17 protein-coding genes and 1 riboswitch are annotated in these 19,159 nt (G+C 70.2%); of the genes, 7 read left to right on the forward strand and 10 right to left on the reverse strand.

The window, feature by feature from the left end; translation table 11 throughout:
• Positions 1-4 precede the first annotated feature (4 nt).
• Together U5640_RS14880 and U5640_RS14885 are read right to left on the reverse strand one after the other, a co-directional pair.
• Complete coding sequence (locus U5640_RS14880) at positions 5-988, reverse strand: sugar ABC transporter permease (protein WP_340376280.1); 984 nt, start codon at positions 986-988, stop codon at positions 5-7.
• A gap of 101 nt (positions 989-1,089) precedes the next feature.
• Positions 1,090-2,370, reverse strand: a complete 1,281-nt coding sequence (locus U5640_RS14885) for an extracellular solute-binding protein (RefSeq protein ID WP_340376281.1) — start codon at positions 2,368-2,370, stop codon at positions 1,090-1,092.
• 368 nt (positions 2,371-2,738) lie between these two features.
• On the opposite strand from U5640_RS14885, the gene U5640_RS14890 reads away from it, so the two are divergent.
• From U5640_RS14890 to U5640_RS14915, 6 genes are all read left to right on the forward strand, one after another.
• Positions 2,739-3,503 (forward strand): GntR family transcriptional regulator, encoded by a 765-nt coding sequence (locus U5640_RS14890; protein WP_340376282.1) that lies wholly within the window; start codon positions 2,739-2,741, stop codon positions 3,501-3,503.
• A gap of 147 nt (positions 3,504-3,650) precedes the next feature.
• Positions 3,651-3,908, forward strand: a complete 258-nt coding sequence (locus U5640_RS14895) for a DUF3311 domain-containing protein (protein WP_340376283.1) — start codon at positions 3,651-3,653, stop codon at positions 3,906-3,908.
• Positions 3,905-5,530: a sodium:solute symporter gene (locus U5640_RS14900; protein ID WP_340376284.1), complete on the forward strand. Its 1,626-nt coding sequence runs from the start codon at positions 3,905-3,907 to the stop codon at positions 5,528-5,530. Before U5640_RS14895 ends, U5640_RS14900 begins: the two co-directional genes overlap by 4 nt.
• A gap of 147 nt (positions 5,531-5,677) precedes the next feature.
• Positions 5,678-6,184 carry a GNAT family N-acetyltransferase gene (locus U5640_RS14905; RefSeq protein ID WP_340376285.1) on the forward strand — a complete coding sequence of 169 codons (507 nt, stop codon included), beginning with the start codon at positions 5,678-5,680 and terminating at the stop codon, positions 6,182-6,184.
• Between the two features lie 45 nt (positions 6,185-6,229).
• Positions 6,230-6,362, forward strand: a riboswitch (cobalamin riboswitch).
• Between the two features lie 123 nt (positions 6,363-6,485).
• Entirely contained in the window at positions 6,486-8,855 is a 2,370-nt protein-coding gene (locus U5640_RS14910) for a ribonucleoside-diphosphate reductase subunit alpha (RefSeq protein WP_340376286.1), read from the forward strand.
• Positions 8,855-9,865 carry a ribonucleotide-diphosphate reductase subunit beta gene (locus U5640_RS14915; RefSeq protein WP_340376287.1) on the forward strand — a complete coding sequence of 337 codons (1,011 nt, stop codon included), beginning with the start codon at positions 8,855-8,857 and terminating at the stop codon, positions 9,863-9,865. Before U5640_RS14910 ends, U5640_RS14915 begins: the two co-directional genes overlap by 1 nt.
• 78 nt (positions 9,866-9,943) lie before the next feature.
• Here the strand turns inward: U5640_RS14915 and U5640_RS14920 are convergent, their stop codons facing one another.
• Together U5640_RS14920 and U5640_RS14925 are read right to left on the reverse strand one after the other, a co-directional pair.
• On the reverse strand, positions 9,944-10,720 hold the full coding sequence (locus tag U5640_RS14920) for a hypothetical protein (RefSeq protein ID WP_340376288.1): 777 nt from the start codon (positions 10,718-10,720) through the stop codon (positions 9,944-9,946).
• 31 nt (positions 10,721-10,751) lie between these two features.
• Entirely contained in the window at positions 10,752-10,907 is a 156-nt protein-coding gene (locus tag U5640_RS14925; RefSeq protein WP_340376289.1) for a hypothetical protein, read from the reverse strand.
• A 93-nt stretch (positions 10,908-11,000) separates the two neighbouring features.
• Between U5640_RS14925 and U5640_RS14930 the strand changes: the two genes are divergently transcribed.
• A complete protein-coding gene (locus tag U5640_RS14930) occupies positions 11,001-11,969 on the forward strand; it encodes a helix-turn-helix domain-containing protein (RefSeq protein WP_340376290.1) in 969 nt (322 codons plus the stop codon).
• A gap of 34 nt (positions 11,970-12,003) precedes the next feature.
• Here the strand turns inward: U5640_RS14930 and U5640_RS14935 are convergent, their stop codons facing one another.
• From U5640_RS14935 to U5640_RS14960, 6 genes are all read right to left on the reverse strand, one after another.
• On the reverse strand, positions 12,004-13,374 hold the full coding sequence (locus U5640_RS14935) for a cytochrome P450 (protein ID WP_340376291.1): 1,371 nt from the start codon (positions 13,372-13,374) through the stop codon (positions 12,004-12,006).
• On the reverse strand, positions 13,371-14,432 hold the full coding sequence (cyc1, locus tag U5640_RS14940; protein ID WP_340385114.1) for an epi-isozizaene synthase: 1,062 nt from the start codon (positions 14,430-14,432) through the stop codon (positions 13,371-13,373). Before cyc1 ends, U5640_RS14935 begins: the two co-directional genes overlap by 4 nt.
• A gap of 309 nt (positions 14,433-14,741) precedes the next feature.
• Positions 14,742-15,392 carry a peptide deformylase gene (def, locus tag U5640_RS14945; RefSeq protein WP_340376292.1) on the reverse strand — a complete coding sequence of 217 codons (651 nt, stop codon included), beginning with the start codon at positions 15,390-15,392 and terminating at the stop codon, positions 14,742-14,744.
• Positions 15,393-15,537: 145 nt separating this feature from the next.
• Entirely contained in the window at positions 15,538-16,518 is a 981-nt protein-coding gene (locus U5640_RS14950; RefSeq protein ID WP_067248086.1) for a hypothetical protein, read from the reverse strand.
• 105 nt (positions 16,519-16,623) lie between these two features.
• On the reverse strand, positions 16,624-17,844 hold the full coding sequence (locus U5640_RS14955) for an HD domain-containing protein (protein WP_340376293.1): 1,221 nt from the start codon (positions 17,842-17,844) through the stop codon (positions 16,624-16,626).
• Complete coding sequence (locus tag U5640_RS14960) at positions 17,841-19,151, reverse strand: HD-GYP domain-containing protein (protein WP_340376294.1); 1,311 nt, start codon at positions 19,149-19,151, stop codon at positions 17,841-17,843. Before U5640_RS14960 ends, U5640_RS14955 begins: the two co-directional genes overlap by 4 nt.
• Positions 19,152-19,159 lie beyond the last annotated feature (8 nt).

A 19,159-nucleotide genomic window follows, 5' to 3' on the forward strand; every position in this document is an offset into this window, starting at 1 on the left:
CCGCTCATTCGACCTCTCCGATCTTCAGCATCTGGCGCATGTAGACGGCGACGACCCCGAGCAGGAGCAGCACGGTGATCAGGGCGATCGCCGAGCCCTGGCCGTAGTCGTTGACGACGAAGGCGCGGTCGTAGGAGTACGTCGTCAGCAGCTGGAACTCGGGCTCCGGGTGGCCGTTCCGCATGACGAAGACCTGTGGGAAGACGCCCATGTCCCAGATGACCGACAGGGTCGTGAGCATCACGACGATCGGCTTGAGGACGGGCAGGGTGACGTACCGGAAGACGCCCCAGGAGCCGGCGCCGTCGAGGCGGGCGGCCTCCTCCAGTTCGGCGGGGACCTGGGTGAGGCCGGCGCTGAGGGTGATGACCACGAAGGGGACCGCGCCCCAGATCACCAGGAGCATGATGACGGCCAGGCCCTGGGGTCCGCTGGCGAACCAGTTGTGGCCGATCAGATCGACGCCGGGGAGCTTGCTGAGGACCGCGTTGAGGATGCCGTAGTCGGAGTCGAAGAGCCACTTGAAGACGGTGGTGGCGACGATGACGGGCATGCCCCAGCTGGCCACGAGGGCGATGTTGACGAGGGTCTTCACCCAGCCGGAGACCCGCTGGAGCAGCAGGGCGATCAGCATGCCGAGGACCATCGTGAGGATCACGCAGCCCGCGGCGAAGACGATCGTGCGGACGACGACCTGCCAGAACTCCCCGTCGCCGAGGACGCCGGTGAAGTTGTCGAGGCCGATGTTCTCGGCGGGCTGGAAGCCCCAGAGCTGGGACTGGCCAAACTTCTGGAAGGACAGCGTGACCAGGCGGACCAGCGGATAGCCCATCACCAGCAGGAGGATGAGCAGACAGGGGGCGAGCAGCAGCCAAGGGGTGCCGGCGGACGTCCGCTTCGGCCGGGGTCTGCCCGGTGGGGCGGGCGGTGGGGGTGACGGCCGCGTCGGCGGCACCTTGGCAGGGGTGGTCGTGTCTGCGGCACTCATCCGCGCGCTCCTCAGCGGTCCCTCGGGTCGTACGAAGGCGAAGCCCCGTACGGGTCGTACGGGAGGCGGCGCCCGGCTCGGGGCCGGGCGCCGCCGTCAGGTCACGAGTTGTTGATGACCTTGTCGATCGCGGCGTCCGCTTCCTTCGCGGCGTCCTCGACGCTCTTCTTGCCGGTGCCGATGGACTGCAGCATGTTCTGCAGGACCTGGGCCTTCTCGACCTGGCCCCAGCCGGGGGCCATCGGGACGAACCAGTTGGACTCGGCCGCGGTGGCCGGCACGGCCGTCGCCGGGTCGTTCTTGAGGGTGGCGAGGTCGGTCTTGTTGTTGGGCAGGTTGCCCTTGGCCATCAGGCCCTTCTGACCGGAGGGGCCGGTGAAGGCGTTGATCCACTCGGCGGCGAGGGCCTGCGCGTCGGACTTGACCGGGACGGCGAGGTCGGAGCCGCCGAGGAAGACCGGGAGGTTCTTGCCGGACGGGCCGGGCATCACGAAGTTCTCGACGTTGCCGGCGAGCTTGCCGGTCTTGTCGTTCTCCTTGGCCGCGGCGGTCGCGCCCTCCCAGGCGGGGGCGAAGATCATGCCGGACTTGCCCTGGCCGTAGACGATGTACCGGTCGGACTCGTCCTTGGTCTTGTCGCCGTGCATGTACTTGTCGACGACCGTCTTGAACTCGTTCAGGCCCTTGAGGGACTCCGGCGAGGAGAGGTTGGCCTTCCACTTGCCGCCCGACTCGACGGCGATGGAGCCGCCCGCGTCGTAGACGAAGGACATGGCCGCGTACCAGTCGCGGGTGGGCTGGTACCAGGCGGAGAACTTGTCGCCCTCCTTCTTCTGGACCTTGTCGAGGGCGGCGGTCAGCTCGGCGTAGGTCTTCGGGGTGGACTTCACGCCGACCGAGGCGAAGACGTCCTTGCGCCAGTTGGCGACGCGGCCGCCGGCGTAGTACGGGACGCCGTAGATCTTGCCGTCGTAGGTGACGGAGGCCTTCAGGCCGTCCAGCCAGGCGGAGGAGTTGTCGAACTTGGCGGCGTCGAGGGGGGCGAAAGCGCCCTTGACCATGTAGCCGAGCATCTCGGTGTTGCCCATCTCGACCACGTCGGGGGCCTTGTCGGTGGCGAGGACCGCGTCGAGCTTGGCGTTCTTGTCGGGCCAGCCGTAGTACTCGTGGTTGATCTTGAGGCCCGGGTGCTTCTTCAGCACGGCCGCGTCGGCCGCCTTGACCAGCGCGGGCCAGTTGTTCTGGGCGTCGACCGTCAGCCAGACCGTCAGTTCCTTGGCCTCGGAGCCCTTCGCGTCCCCGCCGTCCTTGTCGCCGCCGCACGCCGCGATGGAGACCATCATGCCCGCGATACCGATCGCGGCTATCAGCTTGCGCTTCACGCCACCCTCCTCAGGGATGCCCACACCCCCCGCCCATATGCCGGGACCTGGACCAATGGTGTAGACCAGTGCGGTGAGCTTGGCGCAGACCATTTCGGCTGTCAAGGGTGGTTGAAACGGCTTTGACCAGCCGTTATGGGTTCTAGATATGCAGGAACCTTTAAGTAAGAAGCCGTCGAAAACATCGGCACCGGAGGGGCGGAGTCCGGTAGACCACTCACCCTCTGGACTAGACCAGCGAGCGGTGCGACGGTATACAGAGGGGATCACGGAACGGCGGGGCGAGTCCTGCCGCCGCCGTGCCACGATGTGAAGCCGCGGCCGACGGTGTGTCGGCCCTTCGGCTCCCGGAGCCGGGAAGGCAGGCCATGAGCACCGACGTCAGCAGTGCGGAGAACGAGGGTGGGGCGACCGTCCGTACCGCGCGCGTGCCCAAGTACTACCGGCTGAAGAAGCATCTGCTCGACATGACGGAGACCCAGACGCCGGGCACCCCGGTCCCGCCGGAGCGGACCCTGGCCGCCGAGTTCGACACCTCGCGCACCACCGTCCGCCAGGCCCTCCAGGAACTCGTCGTCGAGGGGCGCCTGGAGCGCATCCAGGGCAAGGGCACCTTCGTCGCCAAGCCGAAGGTCTCCCAGGCGCTGCAACTCACCTCCTACACCGAGGACATGCGCGCCCAGGGCCTCGAACCCACCTCGCAGCTGCTGGACGTCGGCTACATCACCGCCGACGACACCCTCGCCGGGCTGCTGGACGTCACCGCCGGCAGCCGGGTGCTGCGCGTCGAGCGGCTGCGCATGGCCAACGGCGAGCCGATGGCCATCGAGACCACTCATCTGAGCGCCAAGCGCTTCCCGGCCCTGCGCCGCTCGCTGGTCAAGTACACCTCGCTGTACACCGCGCTGGCCGAGGTCTACGACGTCCGGCTCGCCGAGGCCGAGGAGACCATCGAGACCTCCCTGGCCACGCCGCGCGAGGCCGGCCTGCTCGGCACCGACGTCGGCCTGCCGATGCTGATGCTCTCCCGGCACTCGCTGGACCAGGACGGGCAGCCGGTGGAATGGGTGCGGTCGGTGTACCGGGGGGACCGCTACAAGTTCGTGGCCCGCCTGAAGCGGCCCGCCGAGTAGCCGGGCGAAAAAGACCGCCGGACAGAACTGGCCGCACGTGCGCGTGGAGGGTCTGTAGAGGGTCTTCCGCTCGGCTTATCCGTCACTTACATTGCCTGCGCATTACATCTGTGATCAAGGCGATCAGCGAGGGGACGGAAGCCACCGATGTCAGAAGCCCCGGAAGTGCCCGAGGAGCCGGTGGTGACGCCTGTGCGCGTCGTCATCGGCCTCTGTCTGCTCGCCCCCTTCGCGGCGATGCTGTGGGTGGGTTCCTACGCGAAGGTGGATCCCCGGTTCATCGGGATCCCCTTCTTCTACTGGTACCAGATGCTGTGGGTGCTGATCTCGACCGCGCTCACGATGGTGGCGTACCAGCTCTGGCGGCGTGACCAGCGGACGCGCCGGGGAGGTGCCGGCCGATGAAGGACGGCGTGAACGGCGTGGCCCTCGCCGTCTTCATCCTCTTCTTCCTGGCCGTCACGGTCATGGGCTTCCTGGCGGCCCGCTGGCGCCGCGCCGACAACGAGCACAGCCTCGACGAATGGGGCCTGGGCGGCCGGTCGTTCGGCACCTGGATCACCTGGTTCCTGCTCGGCGGCGACCTGTACACCGCGTACACCTTCGTCGCCGTACCGGCGGCGATCTACGCGGCGGGCGCGGCCGGCTTCTTCGCCGTGCCCTACACGATCCTCGTCTACCCGCTGATCTTCACCTTCCTCCCCCGCCTGTGGTCGGTCTCCCACAAGCACGGGTACGTGACCACCTCGGACTTCGTGCGCGGGCGCTGGGGCTCCAAGGGCCTGTCGCTGGCGGTGGCCCTGACCGGCATCCTCGCGACGATGCCCTACATCGCGCTCCAGCTCGTCGGCATCCAGGCGGTGCTCGACGTGATGGGCGTCGGCGGCGACGACACCAACTGGTTCGTGAAGGACCTGCCCCTGCTGATCGCGTTCGGCGTGCTCGCGGCGTACACCTACTCCTCGGGTCTGCGCGCCCCCGCACTGATCGCGTTCGTGAAGGACACGCTGATCTACATCGTCATCGCGGTGGCGATCATCTACATCCCGATCAAGCTGGGCGGGTTCGACGACATCTTCGCCAAGGCCGGTGAGGCGTTCAGCCGGACCAACCCGGCGACGGGCAAGCCGCGCGGCGCGCTGACCCCGGCGGAACCGGGGCAGTGGACGTACGCGACGCTGGCGCTGGGCTCCGCGCTCGCGCTCTTCATGTACCCGCACTCGATCACCGCGACCCTGTCCTCCAAGAGCCGTGACGTGATCCGCCGCAACACCACGATCCTGCCGCTGTACTCCCTGATGCTCGGTCTGCTGGCCCTGCTGGGCTTCATGGCGATCGCGGCCGGCGTCAAGGTCACCAACGGCCAGCTCGCCATCCCTCAGCTCTTCGAGGACATGTTCCCGTCATGGTTCGCGGGCGTGGCGTTCGCGGCGATCGGCATCGGGGCGCTCGTCCCGGCGGCCATCATGTCGATCGCGGCCGCGAACCTGTTCACCCGCAACATCTACAAGGACTTCATCAGGCCGGACGCCACCCCCCAGCAGGAGACGAAGGTCTCCAAGCTGGTCTCGCTCCTGGTCAAGATCGGCGCCCTCGCGTTCGTCCTCACCATGGACAAGACGGTCGCCATCAACTTCCAGCTGCTGGGCGGCATCTGGATCCTGCAGACCTTCCCGGCCCTGGTCGGCGGCCTGTTCACCCGCTGGTTCCACCGCTGGGCCCTGCTCGCCGGCTGGGCGGTCGGCATGGTGTACGGCACGTTCGCCGCGTACGGGGTCGCCTCCCCCACCCAGAAGCACTTCGGCGGCTCGGCCAAGGAGATCCCCGGCATCGGCGAGATCGGCTACATCGGTCTCACGGCCTTCGTCCTGAACGTCGCGGTCACGGTCGTGCTGACCTTCGTCCTGAAGGCCGTGAAGGCCCCCGAGGGCGTCGACGAGACCAGGCCCGAGGACTACACGGCGGACGCGGGCGACCCGGGGGTACAGGTGGAACTTCCCCCGGCGACGGCGGGGACGAGCCACTGACCGACGCCGACCCCGGCCCACCAGGGGGCGCGGAGCCGTATCACCCTGCGGCTCCGCCGCCTGGGCCCCGGCCGGCCACGCACCACCCGCGGCGGGCCGCCGAAAACCATGCACAACGGCGGCCCGCTGTCGTCCACAATCACCCGCATGGACCTGGTCATCCGCACAGCGAGTCCCGCCGAATACGGGCCACTCGGCGACATCACCGCACAGGCCTATCTCCAGGACGGCCTCCTCGACTACGGCGAGGGGGACGAGTACCTGCCGGTGCTCAAGGACGTCGCCGCCCGCGCGGCCGCCGCGGAGGTGCTCGTGGCCGTGGACGGCGACCGGCTCCTCGGCGGTGTCACCTTCGTCGCCGGGCCCGGCCCGGTCGCCGACATCGCGCGGCCCGGCGAGGCCGAGATCCGCGCCCTGGCGGTCGCGCACGACGCGCGGGGCCGGGGCGCCGGGGAGGCCCTCGTGCGCGCCTGTCTCGACCGCGCGCGGGCCACGGAGGGCTGCACGGCGGTCGTCCTGTCGACCCAGCGCAGCATGCACGCCGCCCACCGGATCTACGAACGTCTCGGCTTCGTCCGTACGCCCGGGCGGGACTGGAATCCCGTGCCGCACCTGGACGACGTCACTCTCCTCACCTACGAGTTGACACTCTGACACCACCCCGACACAACATCTGGGGGTGGCGTTACAGGCGAGCACAAGATGTATGCTCATGCTCGTTGTCGCCGCAGGGGAATCCGGTGCGAATCCGGAACTGTCCCGCAACGGTGTACTCGTGCACGTCTGTGCCCGAGCGTCAGTCCGAGGACCTGCCGACAGCGCACCCGGCCGTCCCGGTCCGGGTGCCTTGACGTCCGGGTCTCGTGGAGTGGGCCGGTGGACGCGACGCCGTGCGCGCTCGTGTGCTGCCCCCTGTCCTGTGCGAGGCCCCCTGCCGAGCGAGGGAGAGCCCCACGTGACCATCGCGCCAGCCGATCCGGCCTCAGCGATCCAGCCGGACTTCGACGGTCCCGGTGCCGCGCTGCTGCGGACCCTGACCGAGCTGACCGCCGACCTCCCCGACGCCGACCCCGGTCGGGTCGCCGCCGCCGCGCTGCGCGGCCGCTCGGCGCGGGCGGACGAGACGGAGCTGCGCGAGCTGGCCACGGAGGCGGCCGCCGGCCTGATCTCCGAGGACCCCGCCTACTCGAAGCTGGCCGCCCGGCTGCTGACGGTCTCCATCGCCGCCGAGGCCGCCTCCCAGGGCGTCACGTCCTTCACCGGGTCCGTCGCCGTCGGCCACCGCGAGGGGCTCGTCGCCGACCGCACCGCCACGTTCGTACGGCTGCACGCGGACCGGCTGGACGCGCTGATCGACCCGGCCGCCGACGACCGCTTCGGCTACTTCGGGCTCCGCACGCTGCACAGCCGCTACCTGCTGCGCCACCCCCTCACCCGGAAGGTCGTCGAGACGCCCCAGCACTTCCTGCTGCGCGTCGCGAGCGGTCTCGCCGAGGACGACACGGCCCGCTCCGTGGACGAGGTCGCCGCGCTCTACGGGCTCATGAGCCGGCTCGACTACCTGCCGTCCTCCCCCACCCTCTTCAACTCCGGCACCCGGCACCCCCAGATGTCGTCCTGCTACCTCCTCGACTCCCCGCTGGACGAGCTGGACTCGATCTACGACCGCTACCACCAGGTGGCCCGGCTGTCCAAGCACGCCGGCGGCATCGGGCTGTCGTACTCCCGCATCCGCTCGCGCGGTTCGCTGATCCGCGGCACCAACGGGCACTCCAACGGGATCGTGCCGTTCCTGAAGACCCTGGACGCCTCCGTCGCCGCCGTGAACCAGGGCGGGCGGCGCAAGGGCGCGGCCGCGGTCTACCTGGAGACCTGGCACTCCGACATCGAGGAGTTCCTGGAGCTGCGCGACAACACCGGTGAGGACGCCCGCCGTACGCACAACCTGAACCTGGCGCACTGGATCCCGGACGAGTTCATGCGCCGGGTGAACGCCGACGGGCAGTGGTCGCTGTTCTCCCCCGCCGACGTGCCCGAGCTGGTCGACCTGTGGGGCGAGGAGTTCGACGCCGCGTACCGCAAGGCGGAGGCGGCCGGGCTCGCGAGGAAGACCATCCCGGCCCGTGATCTGTACGGCCGGATGATGCGGACCCTCGCGCAGACCGGCAACGGCTGGATGACCTTCAAGGACGCGGCCAACCGCACCGCCAACCAGACGGCGCTGCCGGGCCATGTCGTCCACTCCTCCAACCTCTGCACGGAGATCCTGGAGGTCACGGACGACGGCGAGACCGCGGTCTGCAACCTGGGTTCGGTGAACCTCGGCGCGTTCGTCGACCCCGCGACCGCCGATCTCGACTGGGAGCGGCTGGACGCCACCGTCCGCACCGCCGTCACCTTCCTGGACCGGGTCGTCGACATCAACTTCTACCCGACCGAGCAGGCGGGCCGGTCCAACGCCAGATGGCGTCCGGTGGGCCTGGGCGCGATGGGTCTGCAGGACGTCTTCTTCAAGCTGCGGCTGCCGTTCGACTCCGCCGAGGCGCGCGCGCTGTCGACGCGGATCGCCGAGCGGATCATGCTCGCCGCGTACGAGGCCTCCGCCGACCTCGCCGAGCGCAGCGGCCCGCTGCCGGCCTGGGACAAGACCCGTACCGCGCGGGGCGTGCTGCACCCCGACCACTACGGCGTGGAGTTCACCTGGCCGGAGCGCTGGGCGGCGCTGCGCGCGCGGATCGCGACGACGGGCCTGCGCAACAGCCTGCTCCTCGCCATCGCGCCGACCGCCACCATCGCCTCCATCGCGGGCGTCTACGAGTGCATCGAGCCGCAGGTGTCCAACCTGTTCAAGCGCGAGACGCTCTCCGGTGAGTTCCTCCAGGTCAACTCGTACCTGGTGCAGGACCTCAAGGAGCTGGGCGTGTGGGACGCGCGCACCCGGGAGGCGCTGCGCGAGTCCAACGGCTCGGTGCAGGACTTCGCGTGGATCCCGGCGGACGTACGGGCCCTGTACCGGACGGCGTGGGAGATCCCGCAGCGCGGCCTGATCGACATGGCCGCGGCCCGCACCCCGTACCTGGACCAGTCGCAGTCGCTGAACCTGTTCCTGGAGACGCCGACCATCGGCAAGCTCTCCTCGATGTACGCGTACGCCTGGAAGTCGGGCCTGAAGACGACGTACTACCTGCGTTCGCGTCCGGCGACCCGGATCGCCCGGGCCGCCCAGGCGCAGACGCCGACCACCATCCCGGTGCAGCAGACGGCCGACCCCGACGCCGTCGCCTGCTCCCTCGAGAACCCCGAGTCCTGCGAGGCCTGCCAGTAATGCCCAGCAACAAGAACCTGCTCGACCCCGGCTTCGAGCTGACGCTGCGCCCCATGCGCTACCCGGACTTCTACGAGCGCTACCGGGACGCCATCAAGAACACCTGGACCGTGGAGGAGGTCGACCTCCACTCGGACGTCGCGGACCTCGCCAAGCTGTCCCCGATGGAGCAGCACCTGATCGGCCGGCTGGTCGCCTTCTTCGCGACGGGCGACTCGATCGTGGCGAACAACCTGGTGCTGACGCTGTACAAGCACATCAACTCCCCCGAGGCGCGCCTGTACCTGAGCCGGCAGCTCTTCGAGGAGGCCGTCCACGTCCAGTTCTATCTGACGCTGCTGGACACCTACCTGCCCGACCCGGACGACCGGGCGGCCGCCTTCGCGGCGGTCGAGAACATCCCCTCGATCCGCGAGAAGGCGGAGTTCTGCTTCAGGTGGATCGACGAGGTCGAGAAGATCGACCGCCTGGAGTCGCGGGCCGACCGCCGCCGCTTCCTGCTGAACCTGATCTGCTTCGCCGCGTGCATCGAGGGCCTGTTCTTCTACGGCGCCTTCGCGTACGTCTACTGGTTCCGCAGCCGGGGTCTGCTGCACGGTCTCGCCACCGGAACCAACTGGGTGTTCCGGGACGAGACCATGCACATGAGCTTCGCGTTCGACGTGGTCGACACGGTCCGCAAGGAGGAGCCGGAGCTGTTCGACGAGCAGCTCCGGCAGCAGGTCACGGACATGCTCCGGGAGGCCGTCGAGGCCGAGCTGCAGTTCGCGCGGGACCTGTGCGGCGACGGACTGCCGGGCATGAACACCGACTCGATGCGGCAGTACCTGGAGTGCGTCGCCGACCAGCGCCTCACACGGCTGGGCTTCGCCCCGGTGTACGGCTCGGAGAACCCGTTCTCCTTCATGGAGCTCCAGGGCGTCCAGGAGCTGACCAACTTCTTCGAGCGCCGCCCGTCGGCGTACCAGGTGGCCGTGGAGGGCACGGTCGACCTGGACGAGGACTTCTGACCCTCCGCTCGCTTCAGGTCACCTCAGGTCACCTCAGGTCGCTTCAGGTCGCTTCAGGTCGCTTCAGGTCGCTTCAGGTCACCTGAGGCCGACCGCGTCCCCGGCCGACACGATCCGCGCGGTCGTCGTCGTGCCGGGGAAGTACCAGCGCCAGCTGCCCGCCGCGGTGACGGTGACCTTGGTGCTGAGCCGGCCGGCACTGCCCGTCCGCACGGTCTTCACCGTGCGGTAGTGGGCGGTGCCGGCCTTCTTGTACTGCAGCCTGACCTCCTGCCCGGAGAACCCGTGGTACTTGAGGTCCTCCCAGTCCGCCCGGGACAGCTTGCCGCTGACGGTGACCTTCGTGCCCTGGGCAACGCGGGTGGGCGCGATGACCGTGGTGAGCCTGGAGGCGCGCTTGACCTTGTACTCGGCGATGTGGTCGGAGATCCAGTAGTCGCCGTCCTTCGCCTTGACGGTGGCGTTGACCTGCCACACCCCGGCGACCCGGTTGGAGTCGATGTCGTCGCTGTCGGCGATCCAGCCGGGGCCGATGGTCATCGTGCCCGTGCACACCGACACCGTCGCGCTCCGCTTCACGCAGGACGAGTCGCCGTCCCAGGTCGCGAAGCCGTAGCCGTTGGTCTTGTTGAAGGTGCTGAGGTCGGTGATCCCCTTGACTCCCGAGTCGTCCTTGACGGTGACGGTGATCGGGTACCTGACGGTGCTCGACGTCCCGACGGTCACGTTCTTCCCGCCGTTGACGACGGTCTTGGTGACCCGGACGTCTCCCCGGCCCTCGGCGTGCGCCCCCGTGGCCGCCACCAGGACGAGGGCCGCGGCCCCAACTGCCGCGGCCCCTGGCGTTCTTCGCATGGTCCTCCCCTTGTCGTTCGGTCAGGAGAGGCTACACACGGGTGTGCAGCGCCCGCGCCGCGTTTCTCAGCTCGCGGTCGATGCGGCGGTCACGGACGGCGCCGGCCACCGAGGGGGCGACCAGGAACGCCAGGATGACGAGGACGGTGAGCATTCCGACGAGGCCTTCGATCTGGTTCGTGTTCATGGACACCACTGTCCCGCCGGACACTCCTTACCGGCAGTGGCAGGACTGCCGTACACCTTCAAATTACTGCCATCACGGGTGCACACTGGAGGCATGCTGCAGAACGTGGTCGCCGTCCTCCTCGACGGTGTGCATCCCTTCGAACTCGGTGTGGTCTGCGAGGTCTTCGGCGTCGACCGCCGCGACGAGGGACTGCCGGTGTACGACTTCGCGGTGGTCTCGGCCGAGGGCCCGTCGCTGGGCACCCATGTCGGCGGGCTGAGCGTCTCCACGCCGTACGGCCTGGAGCGGCTGGAGGAGGCCGATCTGATCACCCTGCCCGCCGGGAGCGGCTACCACCTGCGGGAGTATCCGCCGGAGCTGCTCGACGCCCTGCGCCGGGCCGTGGCCCGCGGGACGCGGGTGCTCAGCGTGTGCTCCGGGGTCTTCGTGCTGGGCGCCGCCGGGCTGCTCGACGGGCGGCGGTGCGCGGTCCACTGGCACCACGCCGAGGCGCTGACCCGCCAGTACCCGCGGGCCGTCGTCGAGCCGGACGTCCTCTACGTCGACGAGGACCCGGTGATCACCTCCGCGGGCACCGCCGCCGGGATCGACGCCTGCCTGCACCTGGTGCGCAAGGAGCAGGGGCCCGAGGTGGCGAACCGGATCGCCCGGCGGATGGTCGTACCGCCGCACCGGGACGGCGGGCAGGCGCAGTACATCGAGCGGCCGCTGCCCCGCTCCTCCTGCGACACGGTCGGGGAGGTCCTGGCCTGGATGGAGGCGCACCTCGACCAGGAGGTCACGGTCGAGCAGCTCGCGGCCCGCGCGCACATGGCGCCGCGCACCTTCGCCCGCCGTTTCCAGCAGGAGACGGGCACCACCCCCTACCGCTGGCTGCTGCGCCAGCGGGTGCTGCTCGCGCAGCACCTGCTGGAGGCCACGGACGAGACGATGGACGCGATCGCCTGGCGCACCGGCTTCGGCACGGCGGGCGCCCTGCGCCATCAGTTCGTCCGGTCGCTGGGCACGACCCCGAACGCCTACCGGCGGACCTTCCGGGGGCCGCAGGCGGTCGCCTGACCGCCCGCCGCCCCCGGCCGGCCCCCGCGCGCTCTCACCCCGGCAGCGCCCGCACCCGCAGTCGGCGCGGGCGGAGCGTGATGCCTATGTGCGTGCGGTGGTCGGAGCCGGGCGCGGGCTCGAAGCGGAACGCGTTCGCCACCACCGCGGCGATCAGGGTCAGTGCGGCCATCGAGAAGTGGTCGCTCGGGCACTTGCGGTTGCCGACGCCGAACGGCGACATGGCGTACTTCGGCACCGAGGCGGAGTAACCGGGCAGCCAGCGGTCGGGATCGAACTCCTCGTTCCGTTCGAACGAACGCGGATCGCGCTGGAGCGCGTACGGGCTGTAGACGATGTCCGCACCGGCCGGAATGCGGTATCCGCCGAGCCGGGTGTCGGTCACCGCGCGCCGGGTCAATATCCATACGGCGGGATACAGCCGCATGGTCTCGACCACCACATTGGCCGTGTGCCGGAGCTTTCGGACGTCGTCGAATGCGACCCGCCGGTCACCGACGACGTTTTTCACCTCGGCGCGGATCTTGTCCACTTGATCCGGATGCTCGGTGAGGACGTGGAGCAGCGACATGACCACGGAACCGGCGGTTTCGCTGCCCGGGGTCAGTATCGCCACGACCTGGTCGTGGATCTCCTGTTCCCCGATGGGATCGCCATTCTCGTCCTCGGCCTCCAGCAAAGCCGTCAGCAAATCGTCCGGCTTTTGACCGGACGCCCGCCGCTCGGCGATGATCTCGTCGACCAGCCGGTGCAGATCGGCCAGGGCGCGGTTGAATTCGCGGTTGGCCGGAATCGGTACCCGATAAAGGGGTCCGAGGGGGAGCACCATGCGTTGGTACATCCCGGCGAACAGTGTGGCGAGCGCGGAGGTGATGCGCTCGGACCGGCTGTCCATGTAGGTGCCGCGCATCAGACAGCGGGCGGAGATGCGCACCGACACCCGGAAGCCCTCGGCGGTGGCGTCGAGGACCTCACCGCGGCTCCAGCGTTCGACGAGCGCGTACGCCTCCTCCTCCATGACCGGCCCGTAGGCCGGGAGGGCGTCGAGCCGGAACGCGGGCTGGATGGTGCGTCGCTGGCGTCGGTGGAGCGGGCCGTTGGCGGTGGCCACGCCCTCCTTGCCGAGCAGGCTCTCCAGGGACTCCCACAGGGGCCCGGAGATGATGTAGTCCGGGCTGAGGGCGAGTTCCCCGGTGAGGTCGGGCGCGGTGACGGCGTACACCGTCTTGGGGCCGAGCCTCAGGCGGACCACGTCCCCGTGGTCACGCAGCTGTTCGAGGAAGGCCAGCGGCCCGCGGGCCAGCCTCCAGCCGTGGCCGAGGAGCGGGACCCCGCCGCCGGCCAGGGGTGGTTCCTGCGGTCCCGTGGCCCCGGAGGACTCGGGTTTCACCGATTCGACGGTCATTTCTCACCTGCCGCTTCGTTGTTGACGTACGGGGGCGTGGACCGGTCGTCCCAGCTGTCGACCGTGTACCGGCCGGACTCGTGGTGGAACCAGTAGACGGAACTGAACCAGTTCCGCATGTTCGCGAGGCAGGCCCGTACGGCGGCGCCGAGTTCTTTTCCATGGACCGTCCCGTCGGCGAGCCGGTCGGCCAGCCGTAAGACGTCCTTCTCGACGTCGATGAATCCGGATATGCATTCCTCGACGCGCCGTCGTACTTCGTCCACCGCTTCTTCGAGAGTCAGTCCCTCGTGGGTGATGAGGCTGATTCCGAGATTGTGCACCTCATCGCCCGCTATTTCCTTCGGGAGTGAGCAGAGGTCGTTGTACCAGGCGGCGAACTCCTGGCTCAGCAGGGCCGCCTTTCGAAAGGAAGGGTGTTTCCGCACCGCGTCCGGCAGTTCGCATCCGGCACTCAGCTCCAGGAGGTCGGTCCAGATCCAGTGTGCAAAGGTGAGCCGGCGCAGCGCCAGATATTCATCGACCGGGGGGACCCGTCCCTGGAGGCGATTGCGGAATTCACGGTCGTACGCCTCGATCACGGCGTGGAAGTGGCGCCTGAACCGCGCGTTCCAGGTGCCGGGAAGGAACGCGAACAGACGGCCCGCGCTGTCCGCGAGCCCGGCCACCAGCGGGTCGGGATGGCGCAGGTGGGCCGCCGGGGCGTCCAGCGCCGCGTGCAACCGGAACCTGAGCCGACGCCACTGCGCGGTACGTCCGTGGACGACGTCGCGGTCGTGCCGGTCGTCCCAGACGAAGAACCATGCGCTGTAGTCGGCTATGGCCTGGAGAACCTCCTCGGAGGCATCCAGGTAGTAGCCCGCCATCAGATCCGTGTAGCACAGTCCGTCGGCATATTCTGCGACCTTGTCCGCCGGCATGAGGCCTTTTTCCAGCAGCCAGGAGCGGGTCTTCTCCTGCAACCGGGGCCAATACGGATGCAGATGCCGGGGAAAGGCCGCCTCGATGACCGGAAGAGAGAGCGAGGGCGGAACCGTTGGTGCGGCCACCCTCACCATGGTGCGGTATGTGGTGCTGTATGGGAAAGCTGGCACGAACAACCCCTCTCAGCCGCCAGTGGGCAACACGCCCCTCCCGCCGTGCCGGGCGCGCGCCGTTGCGTATCCCCGCACTTCCATTCAGCACCACAAGTGACCGCTATGGGAACGGATTTGCTCCATTCACTACCTGGACCCACTGAGATTCCATCCTACGGTGACTGGTTATGGATCAGCGGATGTGCATAAGCGATCGAACGTGCGTCGGGCATACGAACGACGCCCGGCCGGGAGGTTCCCGGCCGGGCGTCGTGTGCGCAGGGGCGTGGTTCAGCCGTTGGCGACCACGGGGTAGCGGGGCTCGTTCTCGGCCATCTGCCGCAGGGCGTCCTTGCGTTCGCGCTTGGACAGCCGGTCGATGTACAGGTACCCGTAGAGGTGATCGGTCTCGTGCTGCAAACACCGAGCGAAGTACCCGGTTCCGCGCACCTTGATCGGGTTGCCCCGCTCGTCCTGCCCGGTCACCTCGGCGTAGTCGGGCCGGGCGAGCGGCGCGTACGCGGTGGGCACGGACAGACAGCCCTCGTTGCTGTCGTCCAGCCGGCGCCGGTCGGCGGGCAGTTCGACCAGCTCGGGGTTGCAGACGACCCCGACGTGCCGGGCGCCCTCGTCGTCGGGGCAGTCGTAGACGAAGACCTTCAGGTCGACACCGATCTGGTTGGCGGCCAGGCCCACGCCCTCGGCGGTGCGCTGCGAGGCGAACATGTCGTCGACCAGCTGCCGCAGCTCGTCGTCGAACACGGTGACGTCCTTGCACTCCTTGTGCAGCACCGGGTTACCGACGACGGTGATGGGCCGCGAGGTGCCGCGCTCCCGGTACGCCTGTTCCCGCTCCTCGGTGTCCTCGACGTCGATGACGAAGCCCTCGTCGTCCACGGGGAGCACGCCCGCGTGCTGCTGATCGGTGTCCTGCTGCGCCATGACCGACGATGCCTTCCTCAGAACCTGGGGTGATGTTGCGGATACAGGGTACGTGGACGCGCCCTTGGGCGGCGCGGGGCGGTTTAGCCGTGCAGCTCCTCCGCGGGAGCCACCGGCCGCTACGGAGCCGCGGCAGAAGAACGACTCAGCACACCTCTTCCAGATCCCGCCAATCCCTGGAATCCGGGCTGTCGGCGACCCAGCCGTCCAGCAGCCCCCGCACCAGCCCGGCCGGCGCGGCCACCCCGCACTCCCGCTCCGGCACCCACAACTGCCCGTCCGTACGATGCCCCAGCGGCCCCGGATGTCCCGGCTCACTGTGATCGTGCGGATCGAGATGCTCCCCGTCGCCCTCGTCCGACGGCATCCGCGACTCCGAGCACATCCGGCACAGCAGACGCACCGACGACGACCAGTCCTCCGCGGCGAACCCGGCGTCCGCGGCCAGCTGCTCCAGCGCGTCCCGGTCCGCCTCCGTCGCCGCCTCCAGCAGGACCACCCAGGTCGGCACGGGCGACGGCGCCCACAGCTCGATCTCGTCGAAGACGGGGTAGGAGTGCCCGGCGGCCGTGGTCCGCTCGCCGTGCGGCACGCCGTCGTGCAGGACGACCTCGCCCCAGCGCCGCCCGGACGACGGCAGCGGGATCGACAGCACCTCCATCCGGGCGGGGTCCAGCCGCCGCCCCCACACCACCTCGGCCTCACCCTCCGGGGACAGCCGTACGGCGGCGCTGCCCAGCTCCATCCCGACGGGCTCACCGGAACCGATGCCGCTGCCGGGCACGTGCAGCCCGTACGCCTGCCAGGCACGGCGGGCCAGCGGCCAGTCCTGGAGCGCGGTGGCGGCGATGCCGACGTTCCACCAGTCGGGTGCGCCGGTCTCCCGGTCCAGCAGCGCGACGGCCCGCAGGCCGGCGGTGCGGGCCTGCTCCCAGTCGTGCCGGAACTTGTGCAGCAGGGCGAGGTTGAACCAGGACTCCGACAGCCAGGGCTCCAGGTCGGCGGCACGTGTCAGCAGTGCGCCCGCGTCCTCGTAGCGTCCGTCGCCGATGAGCGTGAACGCGCGGTCCGTGGCCTGCCGCCAGGAAGCGGAGGGCCGGTGCCGTCCCTTGCCGAAGATCCTCACGATTCCCGCCTGCCAGTTCCGTTCAGTGGGCTGGCCAGTGCCCCCGGACACTCTCTCCCTCGCATCCAACCACGTGCGGCTGGGAGGGCGCTCATTACCCATGGGTTACCCACCCTCGGGCAGGGTCAGACAGTCGCGGCACAGCACCCTGGCCAGCGCCTCGACGACCTCCGGGGCGTACTCCCCGCCAGTGCCCAGACGCAGTTCCTCCAGGGCGGAGAGGGGGCCGCCGGGTCCGGTGCCCTGCACCTTCTCCTCGTAGGCGTTCACCACCCGGACGATGCGGGCGGCCGGCGGCTGCTCGGGATAGGGGTCGGCCTGCCGCTCGACGACCGCCGCGACCTGCGCGCCCGCCCCGGTCTGGCGGACGACGGCCCCGCCCAGCAGCGCGATCCGGCGCTGCTCGGCCGCCGGAAGGCCGCAGGTGGCGCCGGCCGGGACCGGGTCGACCAGGCTGAGCTGACCGATGTCGTGCATGAGGGCCGCGTACTCCAGGACGGTCAGCTCGGCCTCCGGCAGCCCGAGGTCCCGGCCCACGGCCTGGCTGAGGGCGGCGACCCGGCGGGCGTGCCCGGCCGGGGTGTAGCCGGCGATCTCGGTGGCGCGGGCGAGGGAGACGATGGTCTGCCGGTTGGTGGCGCGGACCGCGTCGTACCGGCGCAGGGACAGCTGGGTCAGCAGCAGCGGCACCGAGAACACGGGCAGCGCCCACAGCCCGACGACGGCGACCGCGAGCGCCGTCACCGCGCCGGTCGCGCACACCGCCGAGCCGATCCCGGGCACCGCCCGCAGCTCGTCGCGGAGCAGCGGGGGGAACGGCCAGCCGGTGCGGGAGTGCGCGAGCGCGGCGGCGATCAGGGCGTCGCAGAGCACGGTCAGGACGAGCAGGGCGAGCAGGACCAGGGCGTAGAGGGGGCCCCGCCAGCGGTCGAAGGCCCCGGCGTTGTACAGCGGCTGGAAGCAGACGGCCGCGAAGCCGACGGCCAGGACCCGGCGGACCAGATGGTCGAGGACGGGACCCTGCCCCCGGGCGAGATGGGGCACGCTGCCCAGCAGGGAGGCGGCGGCGACCACCGACACGACCTGGGCGACCCCGTGGTGGCCGGGGTGTCCGGCGTGCTCCCCGAGCAGGGCGTACGACAGTCCCGCGGCGGCGCCGAGGGGAGCGGTCTCCCGCAGTCCGGGGCCGCTCATCACCTCCCCCACGGCGACCAGCGCCCCGAAGGCCAGCGCGACGGACCCCTCCTCGACGCCGGTGCGGAAGGTGACGACGAGGGAACCGAGGGTGAGCAGCGCCGCCGCGGCGTGCAGAGGGCGCGCGGTCATCGGGGCACCCCCGGACGCTCCGGGGCCGCGGCGGGGGCGGGGACCGTGCGCGCGGGTTCGTCCGCGGTCACCCTGGGGTGCCAGCCCTCTCGGTCGATCACCCGGACCAGGGCCGTGACCATGCGGGGGTCGAAGTGGGTCCCGGCGCACCGCTGGAGCTCCGCCAGGGCGACCTCCACCGGCCGGGCGCGGCTGTAGCTGCGGGTGGAGGTCATCGCGTCGAAGGCGTCGGCGACGGCCACCACCCGCGCGGGTTCCGGGATCTGACGGCCCGCCAGCCCGTAGGGGTAGCCGCTGCCGTCGATCCGCTCGTGGTGGTGGAGGATCGCCGAGCGGGCCTCGCCGAGGAAGGAGATCCCCCGGGTGATCTCATGGCCGTACTCCGGATGCAGTTCGATCACCCGCCGTTCCTCGGGGGTCAGCGGTCCGTCCTTGCGCAGCAGCCGGGTGGGCACGCCGAGCTTGCCGACGTCGTGCAGGATGCCGGCGAACCGGATGACCTCCACCCGGCGCTCGTCCATGCCCAGTTCGCGCGCGATCAGCACGGAGGCCTGTCCGACGCGTTCGCTGTGGCCCCGGGTGTAGCCGTCCTTGATGTCGACGGCCTGGACGAGCGCGCGGATCGTCGCCCGGTGCGCGGCGCGCTCCCGGTGGTACTGGGCGAACACCCACCAGGAGACGGCCATCGGGAACAGCACCAGCAGCGCGGCCACCGGCCCGTAGGGGCTGCGCCAGAGCACGGCCATCATCACCCCGGCAAGTCCGTGCACGGCGAGGGGTGCGAGCGAGCGCAGGAACAGGCCGTGGACGACCTTGGGCGCCGGGAGGCCCTCGGCGAGCGCGAGCATCCCGCCGTCGAGGGCGGCGAGCACCGCGCAGTGGACGAGGACGGCCGCGCCCGCGGGCAGCAGCACGCAGGGGACGTCGGAGCCCGCCACGGCCGCCGGCCCACCCAGTGCGCCGTGGACCTGCGCAGCGGCCCAGACGGCGAGACACGACTGAGCGGCCCGCCAGACGCGGCGCAGCAGAAAGGGGCCCGTGTCGACGTACGAGCACAGGGCCCCGGGGAGCGGTACGAGCGCGGCGGCGGGCGCCGGCAGGAGGAAGGCCCCGGCGAGCAGGACGGGGGAGAAGGTCCCGGCGAACCGGCGCCGGGCGATCTGCTCGCCCGCCGCGTACAGCGCGGCGAGCAGTCCCACGGCCCGCCAGGGCGTGCCCGGGGCGGTGGTGAGCGGGGACAGACAGAGCAGGGCGGCGAGGGCGGCACCGGCGACGTAACCGCGCGCCCGCGCCGGTACTCCCTCCATGACGCCTC

Source organism: Streptomyces sp. SS7 (genome assembly GCF_037993025.1).
GTDB lineage: Bacteria > Actinomycetota > Actinomycetes > Streptomycetales > Streptomycetaceae > Streptomyces.

Excerpts from the sequence above, each read along its gene's own strand:
- U5640_RS14880 (WP_340376280.1), bottom strand. The coding sequence starts at position 988 with ATGAGTGCCGCAGACACGACCACCCCTGCCAAGGTGCCGCCGACGCGG.
- U5640_RS14890 (WP_340376282.1), top strand. The coding sequence starts at position 2,739 with ATGAGCACCGACGTCAGCAGTGCGGAGAACGAGGGTGGGGCGACCGTC.
- U5640_RS14895 (WP_340376283.1), top strand. The coding sequence starts at position 3,651 with ATGTCAGAAGCCCCGGAAGTGCCCGAGGAGCCGGTGGTGACGCCTGTG.
- U5640_RS14900 (WP_340376284.1), top strand. The coding sequence starts at position 3,905 with ATGAAGGACGGCGTGAACGGCGTGGCCCTCGCCGTCTTCATCCTCTTC.
- U5640_RS14905 (WP_340376285.1), top strand. The coding sequence starts at position 5,678 with ATGGACCTGGTCATCCGCACAGCGAGTCCCGCCGAATACGGGCCACTC.
- U5640_RS14915 (WP_340376287.1), top strand. The coding sequence starts at position 8,855 with ATGCCCAGCAACAAGAACCTGCTCGACCCCGGCTTCGAGCTGACGCTG.
- U5640_RS14920 (WP_340376288.1), bottom strand. The coding sequence starts at position 10,720 with ATGCGAAGAACGCCAGGGGCCGCGGCAGTTGGGGCCGCGGCCCTCGTC.
- U5640_RS14925 (WP_340376289.1), bottom strand. The coding sequence starts at position 10,907 with ATGAACACGAACCAGATCGAAGGCCTCGTCGGAATGCTCACCGTCCTC.
- U5640_RS14930 (WP_340376290.1), top strand. The coding sequence starts at position 11,001 with ATGCTGCAGAACGTGGTCGCCGTCCTCCTCGACGGTGTGCATCCCTTC.
- U5640_RS14935 (WP_340376291.1), bottom strand. The coding sequence starts at position 13,374 with ATGACCGTCGAATCGGTGAAACCCGAGTCCTCCGGGGCCACGGGACCG.
- cyc1 (WP_340385114.1), bottom strand. The coding sequence starts at position 14,432 with ATGGTGAGGGTGGCCGCACCAACGGTTCCGCCCTCGCTCTCTCTTCCG.
- def (WP_340376292.1), bottom strand. The coding sequence starts at position 15,392 with ATGGCGCAGCAGGACACCGATCAGCAGCACGCGGGCGTGCTCCCCGTG.
- U5640_RS14955 (WP_340376293.1), bottom strand. The coding sequence starts at position 17,844 with ATGACCGCGCGCCCTCTGCACGCCGCGGCGGCGCTGCTCACCCTCGGT.
- U5640_RS14960 (WP_340376294.1), bottom strand. The coding sequence starts at position 19,151 with ATGGAGGGAGTACCGGCGCGGGCGCGCGGTTACGTCGCCGGTGCCGCC.